The organism is Nonlabens sp. MB-3u-79 (genome assembly GCF_002831625.1).
Classification (GTDB): Bacteria; Bacteroidota; Bacteroidia; order Flavobacteriales; family Flavobacteriaceae; genus Nonlabens.
Genome location: NZ_CP025116.1, coordinates 970,069 through 983,374, shown reverse-complemented (window position 1 = coordinate 983,374; position 13,306 = coordinate 970,069). Strand labels below are relative to the sequence as shown.

The 13,306-nt window shown below is 34.7% G+C and carries 17 protein-coding genes and 1 tRNA gene; 9 read left to right on the top strand and 9 right to left on the bottom strand.

What is annotated here, in order from left to right; translation table 11 throughout:
• The first annotated feature begins 116 nt into the window (after window positions 1-116).
• A complete protein-coding gene (locus CW736_RS04440; RefSeq protein ID WP_101012757.1) occupies window positions 117-1,073 on the top strand; it encodes an L-threonylcarbamoyladenylate synthase in 957 nt (318 codons plus the stop codon).
• Window positions 1,074-1,194: 121 nt separating this feature from the next.
• Here CW736_RS04440 and CW736_RS04435 read toward each other — a convergent pair whose 3' ends face one another.
• From CW736_RS04435 to CW736_RS14020, 6 genes are all read right to left on the bottom strand, one after another.
• Complete coding sequence (locus CW736_RS04435) at window positions 1,195-1,389, bottom strand: DUF2892 domain-containing protein (RefSeq protein WP_317044420.1); 195 nt, start codon at window positions 1,387-1,389, stop codon at window positions 1,195-1,197.
• 126 nt (window positions 1,390-1,515) lie between these two features.
• Window positions 1,516-1,956: a GNAT family N-acetyltransferase gene (locus tag CW736_RS04430; RefSeq protein WP_101012755.1), complete on the bottom strand. Its 441-nt coding sequence runs from the start codon at window positions 1,954-1,956 to the stop codon at window positions 1,516-1,518.
• Window positions 1,957-1,958: 2 nt separating this feature from the next.
• Window positions 1,959-2,219: a hypothetical protein gene (locus CW736_RS04425; protein WP_101012754.1), complete on the bottom strand. Its 261-nt coding sequence runs from the start codon at window positions 2,217-2,219 to the stop codon at window positions 1,959-1,961.
• Window positions 2,220-2,327: 108 nt separating this feature from the next.
• Entirely contained in the window at window positions 2,328-2,606 is a 279-nt protein-coding gene (locus CW736_RS04420; protein WP_101012753.1) for an acetyltransferase, read from the bottom strand.
• A gap of 86 nt (window positions 2,607-2,692) precedes the next feature.
• Window positions 2,693-3,124: an RpiB/LacA/LacB family sugar-phosphate isomerase gene (locus tag CW736_RS04415; RefSeq protein WP_101012752.1), complete on the bottom strand. Its 432-nt coding sequence runs from the start codon at window positions 3,122-3,124 to the stop codon at window positions 2,693-2,695.
• Window positions 3,125-3,944: 820 nt separating this feature from the next.
• Window positions 3,945-4,109, bottom strand: coding sequence for a hypothetical protein (locus CW736_RS14020; RefSeq protein ID WP_157810879.1), 165 nt, complete (start codon window positions 4,107-4,109; stop codon window positions 3,945-3,947).
• A gap of 156 nt (window positions 4,110-4,265) precedes the next feature.
• On the opposite strand from CW736_RS14020, the gene rnr reads away from it, so the two are divergent.
• From rnr to CW736_RS04400, 4 genes are all read left to right on the top strand, one after another.
• Complete coding sequence (rnr, locus tag CW736_RS04410; RefSeq protein ID WP_101012751.1) at window positions 4,266-6,467, top strand: ribonuclease R; 2,202 nt, start codon at window positions 4,266-4,268, stop codon at window positions 6,465-6,467.
• 78 nt (window positions 6,468-6,545) lie between these two features.
• A complete protein-coding gene (locus CW736_RS14195) occupies window positions 6,546-6,713 on the top strand; it encodes a hypothetical protein (RefSeq protein ID WP_198519342.1) in 168 nt (55 codons plus the stop codon).
• A 187-nt stretch (window positions 6,714-6,900) separates the two neighbouring features.
• Window positions 6,901-7,581: a head GIN domain-containing protein gene (locus CW736_RS04405; RefSeq protein ID WP_101012750.1), complete on the top strand. Its 681-nt coding sequence runs from the start codon at window positions 6,901-6,903 to the stop codon at window positions 7,579-7,581.
• 123 nt (window positions 7,582-7,704) lie between these two features.
• Window positions 7,705-8,457: a LysE family translocator gene (locus CW736_RS04400; protein WP_101012749.1), complete on the top strand. Its 753-nt coding sequence runs from the start codon at window positions 7,705-7,707 to the stop codon at window positions 8,455-8,457.
• A 62-nt stretch (window positions 8,458-8,519) separates the two neighbouring features.
• Here CW736_RS04400 and CW736_RS04395 read toward each other — a convergent pair.
• A tRNA-Cys gene (locus CW736_RS04395) sits at window positions 8,520-8,590 on the bottom strand.
• A 108-nt stretch (window positions 8,591-8,698) separates the two neighbouring features.
• Window positions 8,699-9,067 carry a dihydroneopterin aldolase gene (gene folB / locus CW736_RS04390; protein ID WP_101012748.1) on the bottom strand — a complete coding sequence of 123 codons (369 nt, stop codon included), beginning with the start codon at window positions 9,065-9,067 and terminating at the stop codon, window positions 8,699-8,701.
• A 72-nt stretch (window positions 9,068-9,139) separates the two neighbouring features.
• Between folB and CW736_RS04385 the strand changes: the two genes are divergently transcribed.
• The 4 genes from CW736_RS04385 to CW736_RS04370 all read left to right on the top strand — a co-directional run bounded on the left by CW736_RS04385 (window position 9,140) and on the right by CW736_RS04370 (window position 12,098).
• Window positions 9,140-10,819: a glutamine--tRNA ligase/YqeY domain fusion protein gene (locus tag CW736_RS04385; protein WP_101012747.1), complete on the top strand. Its 1,680-nt coding sequence runs from the start codon at window positions 9,140-9,142 to the stop codon at window positions 10,817-10,819.
• 302 nt (window positions 10,820-11,121) lie between these two features.
• On the top strand, window positions 11,122-11,505 hold the full coding sequence (locus CW736_RS04380; RefSeq protein ID WP_101012746.1) for a YtxH domain-containing protein: 384 nt from the start codon (window positions 11,122-11,124) through the stop codon (window positions 11,503-11,505).
• 9 nt (window positions 11,506-11,514) lie between these two features.
• Window positions 11,515-11,889, top strand: coding sequence for a phage holin family protein (locus CW736_RS04375; protein WP_101012745.1), 375 nt, complete (start codon window positions 11,515-11,517; stop codon window positions 11,887-11,889).
• On the top strand, window positions 11,886-12,098 hold the full coding sequence (locus tag CW736_RS04370; protein ID WP_101012744.1) for a DUF6327 family protein: 213 nt from the start codon (window positions 11,886-11,888) through the stop codon (window positions 12,096-12,098). The genes CW736_RS04375 and CW736_RS04370 overlap by 4 nt, the downstream gene beginning before the upstream one ends.
• Window positions 12,099-12,182: 84 nt before the next feature.
• Here the strand turns inward: CW736_RS04370 and CW736_RS04365 are convergent, their stop codons facing one another.
• Window positions 12,183-13,184, bottom strand: coding sequence for an SPFH domain-containing protein (locus CW736_RS04365; protein WP_101012743.1), 1,002 nt, complete (start codon window positions 13,182-13,184; stop codon window positions 12,183-12,185).
• Window positions 13,185-13,306 lie beyond the last annotated feature (122 nt).

Genomic DNA, 13,306 nt, shown 5'->3' with positions numbered 1-13,306 from the left:
TGAATTCTTTATTCAAAGATGCGGACTTAAGTCCGCATCTTTGAACAGAAATAAACTACTAAAATTCCTTAATTACAACGATATTTGCAGCGCCTAAAAACATTTAGGAACACCTCATGACACTTGTTTCAAAAGACATCTTAAAAGCAGCAGAAATTCTCTCTCGTGACGAACTAGTAGCTATTCCTACCGAAACCGTATACGGGCTGGCCGCTAATATCTATAGCGACTCAGCGATTAAAAAGATTTTTGAATTAAAAAAAAGACCTTTTTTTAATCCGCTGATTGTACATATTCACAGTATGGAACAAGTGATGGAGCTGGCTGTTGATTTTCCAGAAAAGGCACAACTATTAGCTAAAGCGTTTTGGCCAGGTTCACTGACTTTAATTTTAAAAAAACAGGCCGCTGTTCCAGACCTCATCACCGCGGGAAGTAATACAGTAGGAATAAGAATGCCTCATCATGATTTAACCCTAAAATTACTAAAAAGCCTTCCTTTTCCAGTGGCTGCACCGAGTGCAAATCCGTTTACGCATATAAGTCCTACGACTGCGCAACACGTAAAAAATTATTTTGATGGTGCATTAGAAATGGTGCTCGATGGTGGTGACTGTAAAAACGGGATTGAATCTACCATCGTAGGTTTTGAAAATAAGGAAGCTGTAGTGTATAGATTAGGGTCTATTTCTATAGAAGACATTAGAGCAGTAGTGGGTAATGTAACTCTTAAAAATAATAAAGATAAAGCTCCCAATGCCCCTGGAATGCTGGAAAAACACTACGCCCCTCAAACAAAAACATATCTTGTTGAAAATATAGCCAGTTTTATTGCGCAGCATCCTCATCAAAAAATAGGATTGCTGCTTCATATAAAAGAGTCAAAAGAGCTTGAAGTTGCAAAAACTATCTATTTAACTGAAACTGGAGATTTAAAAGAAGCCGCTTCTAAATTGTACAGTGCTATGCACGATCTCGATAAATTGGACTTAGACTTGATAGTAGCGCAACGATTGCCAGATACTGGTTTAGGAAAGTCTATTAATGATCGACTAGAACGCGCTACAAAATAAGCCCTGTTGGGATTTCAAAAGACCTTAAAAAAGGAATTTATTTTTAGCTTACTTATCATCATAAAATAGAGCTGTGACCTGCTTATATGTTCCTCTTGAAATAGGCCAAAATTGATATGATCTATTTCTTAACAGGACAAGAATTGATTCCTAAAATTGAATACAAAGGACAGAAGTTGATAAAACTAGTCGCTAAGAAAACACCACCTATAACTAATAAAAAAACACCTAATGTACCAGAAACTACATTGGTAAAAAATAAAATTGATATGATTATAGCTAGCAGTACACGAACTATTCTATCGATACTTCCCATATTTTTTTTCATGATACCTGACTTTAATTATGAGCTCAATAGTACTATTGTTCATGCTTTAAAAATGTGATATAAATCACATATGCCTCATTCCTTAAGATAAAAATTCTATCTGCTTACTCCGCGTTAGAATTCTAAAAGCATGGCTTGATGTGGTATCCCGTCTTCCAAATATTTTTCTCCAGTAAAGACAAAACCTAAATCCGTATAAAATTTGTCCAGATAACACTGTGCAGAAATCTTTATAGATGTATAGTTTTCCGCTTTCGCGAAAGCGAGACTCGCCTTCATAATTTCCTGACCATAAGATTTTCCTCGATGCTGAGGGCTTACGACTACCCTTCCTATACTGGACTGTTCAAAGTAGTCACCAGGTTTAAATATCCTGGTATAAGCAACAAGCTGATCCTGTTCATATCCTAAAATATGAAGGGCCTTTTGATCTTTTCCATCTAAATCTTGATAGACACAATCTTGTTCTACTACAAAAACTTCTGAACGTAATTGAAGTACTGCATACAACTCTTGTGTAGGAAGTTCTGAAAAAGATTTTACAGTTGTTTTCATAATTAAAACCTTTTGGGAACATTCTTAGGCTGTGGTGGCTTTACTCCGATTCTTATATCAGTAATAATCTTTTCCAGCATGTTACCGAATTCTTCATCGCCTTGTGCCATAAGATCTTGTCTTATAATATCTAGATCGTCTAAAGTTTCTTCTTTCTCCTCCTCTTCGTACAATTCTAACTCACGCCATATTTCCATAAGTTTTTTTCCTGGATGTACAGCAGTTCTCAGTTGATGAATAATTATAGAAGCTTCTTTTTTCATGAATTCTCAGCAGGTGGAAATCTCATGGAGTCACACCTTTTTTTAAGTTAATTATCAATTTCTACATAGGCAGAAATCTTTATATGATTCTTTTCTAAAACAAAAATACTACTTATTCTTAGCTCGATAAGCCAAAGAAATCCTATTGTGTTCTAACAGTAATTGCTCATCTATTAGATAATTTTTCAATAGATGGATCACATAATCCAACTGTTCTTCCGTAATATTTCTATATGCTGGAGCTGGTACCACATCCTTCCATTTTGCAAACAGAGTATTATCAAGTGCGATGCGCCAGTAACAATGATTATCAAAATTGAGATGTATATACGTATTAGGTAATTGATTACCTAAATCAAAATATTGTTGACGTTTGTTAAGATTCATATGTATGATACTGAAGTTAACATTTAACTTGATAGCAATGTAAAAACGATATTATTAAATATGACAAATCACTTACAGCTCCCTTATTAAGAACAAGCTATTTTATTCACACGATTTGCATGACGGCCCCCAGCAAAATCAGTATCTAAAAAATTTTCTACCATAGCTACTGCTTGTGGAATAGAAGTAAAACGAGCTGGAATACATATAACGTTTGCATTATTATGTTCCCGTGCCAGTCCTGCTATTTCCTTTATCCAACAAACTGCACCACGTACATTTTGATACTTATTAACAGTCATAGAAACACCTTGTGCACTGCCACAGATAACTATTCCTAATTCGGTAGTTGACGTATCTACATCTTGAGCTACTTTGTGTGCAAAGTCTGGATAATCAACACTGTCAAAAGTATCAGTACCGTGATTAGTAACATGGTGACCACGTTCTTTAAGCATTTTTACAATTGCTTGTTTATAATCTGGTCCTGCGTGATCGTTTCCTATAGAGATTTTCATGTGTGGTGTGTTTGCACAAAAGTAAATTTTAATAGATAGAAATACCTAATAAATGAAGCTCTCTTTCATAAACACTTAATGATTGATTTTTAAATTACTGATAAGCACAGCACGTCAAAAGAATAGACTTGTTAACAACAGATATGAACAGTATAATATATTGAAATTCAATATATTAATATTATGTTTTATTTTATAAAAAATGTTTTTAAGTAATTGATTTTATCTAATATAGTTCATTATTAAGGTTGTTAACAATGTGTTTTTTAAATAATTCATAAGCGATATATAACCTGTTAATAGAAAAGGAAAGATTGTATTAGGAATATTAAAAGGAATAGTCCATACCCTTTTTAATCTGGGAAAACCAAAATATAACTAAGGTATTTTCAAGATAGTTTTAAGACCAAAATCGATAGAAGTCAACAAGAATTAAGGAGCTCATTTCTTTACAATTTGATGTTCATAAGGCTTGTCAACAAATGTGTACAACCGTCATTTTATAATAGTATTATATTACTTAACAGTATCTTAACTTTAAAATAACCTGTGTATAAGTACATATAAGTTGTTAGTTTTTGAGATTCCTAATTTTAGGAGTAAAAGTTATACCGCTATTCACACTACATCATCATCATCAATTTGATTTAAATTTAAAAAAAGAAATAATGATATTGTTTATATGTGTTGATAACAGTAAAAACAGATAGTTGGATTCCTTTTCTAAATCCCCCTTTTGAAAGTAGAATTAATCTATCTGAGTATATTCTAATACAGTTTTATAAAAAGAGAATATTTATAGGGTAGAGGTAAATAAAAATTATACGTTAACTTCTGCTTCAGTAATATAATGTACAGCGTTATTATCAATGGTATCGGTATCAGTTTGTAAAGCTCTAGAAGTAAGTACATACAAAGCTATAATACCTGCAAGAAGGATTCCGGCAAATATAATTGTAGATAGTAAGGGTTTTTTCACGCGCATAGGGAAACGTTGATCAGCAAATAGACTGAAATAATCCTACAAATTTAAAGTATTTTCTTAATTTAATGTTAATCTAAGTTAACTAAGGTGTTATTTTATTGGTTTTCACAAGTATTTAGTACTCAGCAATACTAAAAGATTAACTTTGTAGGATATATGAATAAAGATAAAAAAAGCAATTCAAAGACGAATTTTCCAAATTTGAGTCAGTCAGTTCTCAATGCTATAAAGCAAGATCCTGATAAGAGTTATAACTACAAGCAAATTTGTGCCCTATTAAATATTACCGATTCTAGCGGTCGTAATCAGGTTATAAAGAAATTACACCAGCTTAAATCTAAAGGTAAAATAGAAGAAATTGATCGTGGCAAATTTAAGATCATTAAAGCTATTGATTATTACATAGGAAGAATAGATGTAAGTACTCGCGGTACAGGGTATGTAATTACTGAAGAACTGGATGAAGATATAATGATTCCAAAACGTTCTTTGGGCCAAGCACTCAATGGCGATGAAGTAGAAGTCTACGTCTATAATAGAAAACGTGGTTCTCAACCAGAAGGAGAGATTACCAGAGTGATTAAACGTAAAAAGACAGAATTTGTAGGAGAGATACAGGTACATGAAAAATTTGCCTTTGTAAAAGTTACCGATCCTAAAATTCAAACTGATTTCTTTATTCCAGGTCGTGAGATCAATGGAGCAAAAGATGGTCAAGTAGTTCTAGTAGAATTTGTAGAGTGGAATGATAAACAAGATTCCCCTAATGGTCGAGTTAAAGATATTTTAGGAGAACCTGGTGAACACGATACAGAGATTCACGCAATTTTGGCACAGTACGGTCTTCCTTATGAATTCCCAGCCGAAGTAGAAGAATATACAGAAAAATTAGATAAAACTATTTCTCAAAAAGAAGTAGAAAAGCGCCGCGACATGCGAGATACGCTTACTTATACTATTGATCCTGCCGATGCTAAAGATTTTGATGATGCTTTATCATTTAAAAGTTTAGAAAATGGAAATTACGAGATAGGAATTCATATCGCTGATGTTTCTCATTTTGTAAAAGAAGGCACACCGCTGGACGATGAAGCTTATGAACGCGCAACCTCGGTTTACCTTGTCGATCGAGTAGTACCTATGCTTCCAGAAGTACTTTCTAATGGGGTATGTTCTTTAAATCCGCATGAAGATAAATTGTGTTTCTCTGCTGTTTTTGAAATGGATAGCAATTGTAAGATTCATAACGAGTGGTTTGGTCGTACTCTAATTCATTCTGACCAGCGATTTGCTTATGAAGAAGCCCAGCATATTATAGAAACTGGTAAAGGAGAAATACCTGCTGATATATCGCTTTCGCGAAAGCAAACTACCATACAACCCGCAATCGTAGATGCGACTTTAAAATTAGATGAACTAGCTAAGATGATGCGTGCCGAACGTATGGATGCTGGAGCTTTAAGTTTTGATAAATCAGAAGTAAAGTTCAATTTAAATGAAAAATCAGAACCTATAGGAGTTTATTTTAAGACTTCTAAGGATGCCAATAAAATGATTGAAGAATTCATGTTACTAGCCAATAGAAAAGTAGCAGGGTTTATAGGTAAACAACAACCTAAAAAGACTTTTATTTATCGTATTCACGATGAGCCAAATGATGAAAAATTAGGAGCACTGGCAAATATTGTGGTAAAATTTGGTCACAGACTGGATTTAAGAGATCGTAACACGGTGACACAATCATTAAACAAATTACTAAGTGATGTAAAAGGGAGTAAAGAGCAAAATATGGTAGACACCCTTGCGATACGTACTATGTCTAAAGCGGTATATTCTACTAATAATATTGGTCATTACGGTCTTGCTTTTGATTATTACTCACATTTTACAAGTCCTATACGTCGTTATCCAGATGTTATGGTGCATAGATTATTGCAACACTATTTAGATGGTGGTAAGACAGCAAGTGAAGAACTTTTTGAGGAGAAATGTGAGCATTCTTCAGAAATGGAAATATTAGCTTCAAAAGCAGAACGAGATTCTATCAAGTACATGCAAGTGAAGTATATGAAAGATCATTCTGATGAGGAGTTCATAGGTGTTATTACTGGAGTTACCGACTGGGGTATTTATGTTGAGATCATGGCTAACAAGTGTGAAGGAATGATACGATTAGGTGATCTAGATGATGATAGTTATGAATATGTAGAAGAAGAATTTGCTGTTGTAGGTCGTAAAACTAAAAACACATATACTTTAGGAGATGAAGTTTATGTAAAAGTAAAAAACGCAGACCTTGTTAAAAAGCACTTAGATTTCTGGATGATAGGAAGTAAAGAACAAGTTGAGAAAAACTAAAGTTTTATATTTTTAATAGTAATTGTAACTCAATTGTAGGTTGTAATTTCAAACAGATTACAGCCTAAATTGTAATTTATGAAAAGTAAAATTTGCGCTACTTGTAAAAAAGAAGATACGGTTATGTATCGAGTGCAGATGGGTGCTAATAAACCATGGGTTTTTTGCTGCAAATCTTGTACAGAAAAAAATCAATCCTTAGCAGATTACAAATACGGAGGTACTTGGAAGGGTAAAAGACATTAGATGTGCTGCAAATTATAGTTTTGGCACGAGATTTAGATCATTTATAATGCAGGTTATCAAGAGTAGCTGTGGCATGATTTTCAGGTTAGTAAAAAGCGGTACTTAGAAATAAGTACCGCTTTTTCATTAGTGTATTAAATCAATTGTAACACATTAAAAAATAAGGAGTCTTTTAAAAAACATCATCATGAAACAATTAGTACTTACCACAGCAATTCTTTTCACTTTGCTATCTGTAGCACAAAATCCCATTGAAACAGTAGTTTCTGATTTTGATACCATAAAATCCTACGATCTCGTTACCGTAAATTTGGTCAAATCTTTAGAAAATAAAATTATTATATCTGGCAGAGATGCACAAGATGTAGAATACGTTCAAAAAAACGGTGTTTTAAAAATACGTATGCGAGCAGAAAAAATATTTGATGGTTTAGAAACCTTTGTTCACGTGTATTATAAAGAACTTGCAGTTATAGACGCAAATGAAGGTTCATTAATTGTGTCAAATGAACTACTAGAACAAGATAGATTAGAAATAAGAGTGCAAGAAGGTGCTACCGTAACAGCTGGCTTAACCGTTAAAAATCTTGATATAAGAGCTGTAACTGGTGGTATTGTCCAGTTATCAGGTCAGGTAGAAGATCAAATAGTAGTGGTAAACACTGGCGGAATTGTAGAAAACGCCCGATTAACAACAGATTATACCAAAGTAAAAGTACAGGCTGGTGGTGAGGTAGCAGTCTATGCTACTCAAAGAGTCGACATCAGCGTTAGAGCAGGTGGCGATGTAATGGTATACGGCCATCCATTAAAGGTGAAGAAAAAAACCTTGTTGGGTGGTAGAATAGAGATAGTGGATAAGCATTAGACTTAGTATAAGTAAGAGTTTATCTCTAGCAGGTCAAGCATTCCAAAAGAAAAATAACAAATTGTTTTCTGTATTTGAAAACCTTTAGTGTTTTCCTACCTTTGAGCTTCAATTCAATTTTGAATGCTCGACGATATTCTTACAGCCTTACCTATAGGTCTGTTAATGGCTTTTCTTATAGGACCTGTATTCTTTGCATTACTAGAAACTAGTGCGATCAAAGGGTTTAGGGCAGCTATTGCGCTAAACGCGGGAGTCATTATCGCAGACATTGTATTCTTGCTTGCAGCTTATTTCATGACTTCTAGTATTCTAGAAAAACTTAAAGATGACCCAGGGCTTTTTATATTTGGAGGTAGTATCCTTTGTCTTTACGGGATTGTATCTTTTGTAAAAACAAAAAAGACGTTTCTTAAAGAAATACAGACCAAGGTCCTTACTGTTCCAAGGAACAACTATTTCACTTTGTTTATAAAGGGATTTTTACTCAATTTTATCAATATAGGTGTATTGGGTTTTTGGTTGGGGTTGATCGTTGTCTTTAGTCCACAATTAGATAATGATAGTGAACGTATTATGGTGTTTTTCTCATCTGTTTTAGCAACCTATTTTGTTGTTGACATAGGGAAGATCATACTAGCAAAAAGTTTAAATAAACACCTAACGTTATTGCGTATTTACTGGTTAAAACGCATCATCGCAGTTATCATGTTTATCTGTGGAGCCGTTTTGATTTTTAAGGGAACTTTTCCAACTGCTACAGAAAAAATTGAAAATCAGTTTCACTTGTTGCCAGAGGAAGTAGAACCTGTTGCCCCAGAATTAAAAGGAATACAAGAATTTAAAGAAAAACGAATACCTATAATTGATTCTTAGAATCAATAATCAACACCTTAATAATTAAAAAATCCCCTATCAATGAAGATAGAGGATTTAAGAGGTACCAAGCGGATTCGAACCGCTGTACTAGGTTTTGCAGACCCATGCCTAGCCGCTCGGCCATGGTACCATAATTGGTTGGCAAAAATAACAATAATTTACGCTATTCCTATGTTGAATGAAGTAAAATGTTTTAGTAAGGAACTATTCCTATTGTTTCATGATTCTTGTCGTAAAGCTATTTTGACTCTATTCTCTCCTGACTCATTATTACAACAACACTTTGCACATCACCTCCTATAGGTGGATTAATTTTGGCTACTTTAACTTCTGCTTTCTCTACTAGAGATTCTTCTTTAAAAATACGATTTAAAATACGTTGTGCTACATGTTCTAAAAGTTTAGAACGCACTGCCATTTCTTCTACTATAATAGCATGGAGAGATACATAGTCCACCGTATCTAATAGTTCATCAGTCTGCGCGCTCTTAGATAGATCTGCAGTTATTTGTAAATCTACTCGGTACTCACTACCTATTAAGTCCTCTTCAAGAAGACAACCATGATTGGTATAAATTCTTACGTTTTCTAGTTGAATTTTATGCATCTAACAAAGATAGGTCGTACATCGTTAGCAGTAAAATAAACAGTAAATTTGTATTGGTAAAAAAGGATACAAATGAGTGAAGATAAAAAGCCTAATAATTTTATAGAGGACATCATTGAAGACGATTTGAACAATGGCCTTTCAAAGGATAACCTACGTTTCCGTTTCCCGCCAGAGCCTAATGGGTTTTTGCACATCGGTCATGCTAGTGCTATATGTCTCAATTTTGGGTTAGGAGAGAAGTTTGGTCAACCGGTCAACTTGCGTTTTGATGATACTAATCCTGCAAAGGAAGAGGCTAAGTACGTAGATGCGATTAAGAAGGACGTGGAATGGTTAGGTTATCAATGGGATGAGCTGCGTTTTGCATCAGACTATTTTCAGGAGCTATACGATTGGGCAGTACAAATGATTAAGGATGGTAAAGCCTATGTAGATTCTCAGTCCAGTGAAGAAATCGCAGAGCAAAAGGGAACACCAACACAACCAGGAGTAGATGGACCTTACCGCGATAGAAGTGCAGAGGAAAACTTAGCGCTTTTTGAAGGAATGAAAAACGGTGAGTATGGAGAGTCAGAACATGTCCTACGAGCCAAAATTAATATGCAATCTACTAATATGTTGATGCGTGATCCCATCATGTATCGAGTAGTAAATCGTTCACATCACAGAACGGGGGATACTTGGAAAATATACCCTATGTACGATTGGACTCATGGAGAAAGTGATTATTTAGAACAAATTTCACATTCTTTTTGTACCCTGGAATTTCTGCCACACAGAGAGCTGTATGACTGGTTTTTAGATCAGATTACAGATTCCAAAAAGGTACGTCCTAAACAACGAGAATTTGCTCGTAGAAACGTTTCTCATACAGTTACTAGTAAGCGCAAGCTTCAAAAACTTGTAGAACAAGGAATTGTTACGGGTTGGGACGATCCACGTATGACTACGATTTCCGGATTGCGACGTCGTGGCTATACAGCAAATGCGATTAAAAACTTTGCTGAATCCATCGGTATAGGTAAACGTGATAATCTGGTAGACATGAATCACCTGGAGTTTCATTTACGTGATGATCTCAATAAAACTGCCGATCGTGTCATGTGTGTTCTTGATCCTATTAAATTGGTAATTACTAACTATCCAGAAGGAAAAGTGGAAATGCTAGAGGCAGAGAATAGTCAGGAAGATGCGTCTAGAGGTTTTAGAGAAGTACCCTTTTCAAGAGAGATTTTCATTGAACGTGAAGATTATAAAGAAGAGGCAAACAAGAAATTTTTCCGTCTTAAGAATGGAAAAGAAGTACGCCTTAAAAACGCCTATATTATAAAAGGGGAAGGCTGTATCAAAGATGCTGACGGCAATATCACAGAGATTCATGCTACTTATGATCCAGATTCACGCAGTGGAAGTGGTACAGAGGCTAGTATGCGTAAAGTTAAAGGAACATTGCATTGGGTAAGCGTTGCTCAGGCATTACCAGTGGAAGTAAGACTTTATGATCGCTTATTCACGGTACCATCTCCAGACACAGATAAGGAAAAGGATTTTATGGAATTTGTGAATCCAGATTCATTGGAAGTGATTATAGCAATGGCAGAGCCAGCTATGAAAAACATAGGGGTAGGAGATACGGTACAGTTTCAACGTATGGGATATTTTTGTTTAGATCCAGATAGTACCAAAGATCAAATGGTATTCAACCGCACAGTAACCTTACGTGATAATTGGGCGAAGTTAGATACCTAGAAGAAGGGAAATATAGAGTCTGCTTTCTTTCTTACCGTAAAAAGTGTGTGGCGTTCTATAATGGTATGAATGCGGATATATACAACTGCGGTAAAAATAAAGTTATACGAATGCAAAAGGCTCACCTACAAGTGAGCTTTTTTGGTAATATGTTATTAAAAATGTATAATTTTAACTAAATTTGAGGGTAACATCAGCCAATTAGGAGTAATGTGATACTAATACCTCTAAGCTTAACGAGTTATTAACTAGGGTGAGTTCGGTTTAAAATTATCTTTGAAACTAACACAAAAATAAATATTATGTCTAAATCAGCAAACACATTAGTAGCATTAGCAGCAGGAGTAGCAATAGGAGCAGCAGTAGGATTGTTGTATGCGCCAGAGAGCGGAGAGAAGACTAGAAAGAAAATTAAAAAGCAAGCTAAAAAGGCGCAGAGAGACATTGATGAACAAGCACGTAAAACTTATGAGCAAGTCACTGAAAAAGCTTCAGAGTTTACATCTTCTTTAAACTCTACAGCTACAGAATTAAAAGGGAGTGTAGAGGAACGTATAGAAACAGCATTATCAAGCGCTAGTTATAAGGCAGATGAGGCTATAGTAGCATTAGAGACTAAGCTAGAGCAATTACGCGAACAAAACGCAAAATTGCAAAAGTCAAATACAGCAAAAGCAAAAGCATAAATCTAGGATTTGGGAAATAACTTAACAGATAACCTTAGAGAATTTACTACAGCTGTTGAAGATTATATAGAATCTTCGATAAGCTATCACAAATTAGACCTTTTCAAAAAAGTCATGAAAGGCGTGGTAGCTGGAAGCTATCAAATCATTTTAGGTTTTTTTCTTCTCATTGCGTTACTTTTTTTGAACATTGCTTTATCCATTTTTCTTGGCGAATTATTGGACAGTATTGCTTTGGGATATTTAATAGTAGGGGGCTTTTATCTTTTAGTAACGATCATATGTTCTTTTTTCTTGAAGGGAACTTTAGAAAAGATTTTAGTGAGAAAGGCAAGCATCCAATTTTTTAATCATAATGAAGATAAAAATGCGAAAGAATCATGAGAGTCTACAATAGTTTTGACGAGATAGATCGGGATTTAAGATATCTAAAATTGCAACAACAAGTACAACAAGAGACTATGAAACTTCAAATAAATGAAGTTAAGGATAAGTTGTCTGCGGTAGCGGTATTATCAAATATCATAAGTTCAATAGCTAAAAAAGCAGAGCTTCTTAAAGTTGCTAAGAAGCTTCTAGGATTAAAAAAGTAATTGCTTTTTAAAAAGACAAAGCATAAAAAACGCGATCCTTACAGATCGCGTTTTTGTTTTTATAAATGAATTATTATTAAAAACTTATTCTTGGCTTCTGCCTTCATCATAAGTAGAGTCGTCTCTTCTAGAGCGTGATTCTTTTTTTACTTTTGCTTCTTTGCTAGCATTTGTTTTTTTCATTTGTTCCCCTATCTGCGCACTGGCGGTAAAACTAGCAATCATGTTATTCAACATGTCGCTACCGGCTTGTGGTGAGTTAGGAAGTAAGATCAAGTTAGATTGTGTCGCTTCACCTATAGATTGCAGCGTATCATAATGTTGTGTAACAACAATCAATGCACTTGCTTCTTGAGAGTTGATACCTACATTGTTGAGCACATCCACACTTTCTTCCAAACCGCGAGCGATCTCACGTCTTTGATCTGCGATACCTTGTCCTTGTAGACGTTTGGACTCTGCTTCTGCACGTGCTTTTGCAACTATTTTGATACGATCTGCTTCTGCTTCGTATTCAGCAGCTGTTTTCTCACGCTCTGCTGCGTTAATTCTATTCATAGCTGCCTTCACCTGTATATCTGGATCAATGTCTGTTACAAGTGTTTTAATGATGTCGTAACCATAATCCATCATGGCTTCGTTTAATTCGCGTTTTACAGCAATGGCAATATCATCTTTCTTTTCAAATACGTAATCCAGTTTCATTTTAGGAACTTCGGCACGCACTACATCAAATACATAAGCGGTAATCTGATCATGCGGATTTTGAAGTCTGTAAAAGGCATCGTAAACTTTCTCTCTTCTTACTTGAAACTGTACCGAAATTTTAAGACGTACAAATACATCATCTTTAGTTTTGGTCTCTACGATAACGTCCAGTTGTTGGATTTTCAAATTGATTCTTCCAGCAATTTTATCAACTAGCGGTATTTTAAGTTGAAGTCCAGATTGACGCATTGTGGTAAACTTACCGAAACGCTCTACTACCGCAGCAGTCTGTTGTTTTACGGTAAAAAATGTGCCTAATAATAGAAAAAACCCTACTACTAGTAATACAGGTATTAGAAATATCCCAAATCCTCCCATGGTGTTTGTTTAAAAGGTTAATGATAATTAGTAAGTATAAATGTAAACAAGTTGGGCTTTATTATGGCAGTATGACCATATTTTAAAACTGATTGTACCCGCTTACTTTAGATTAGTAGTAT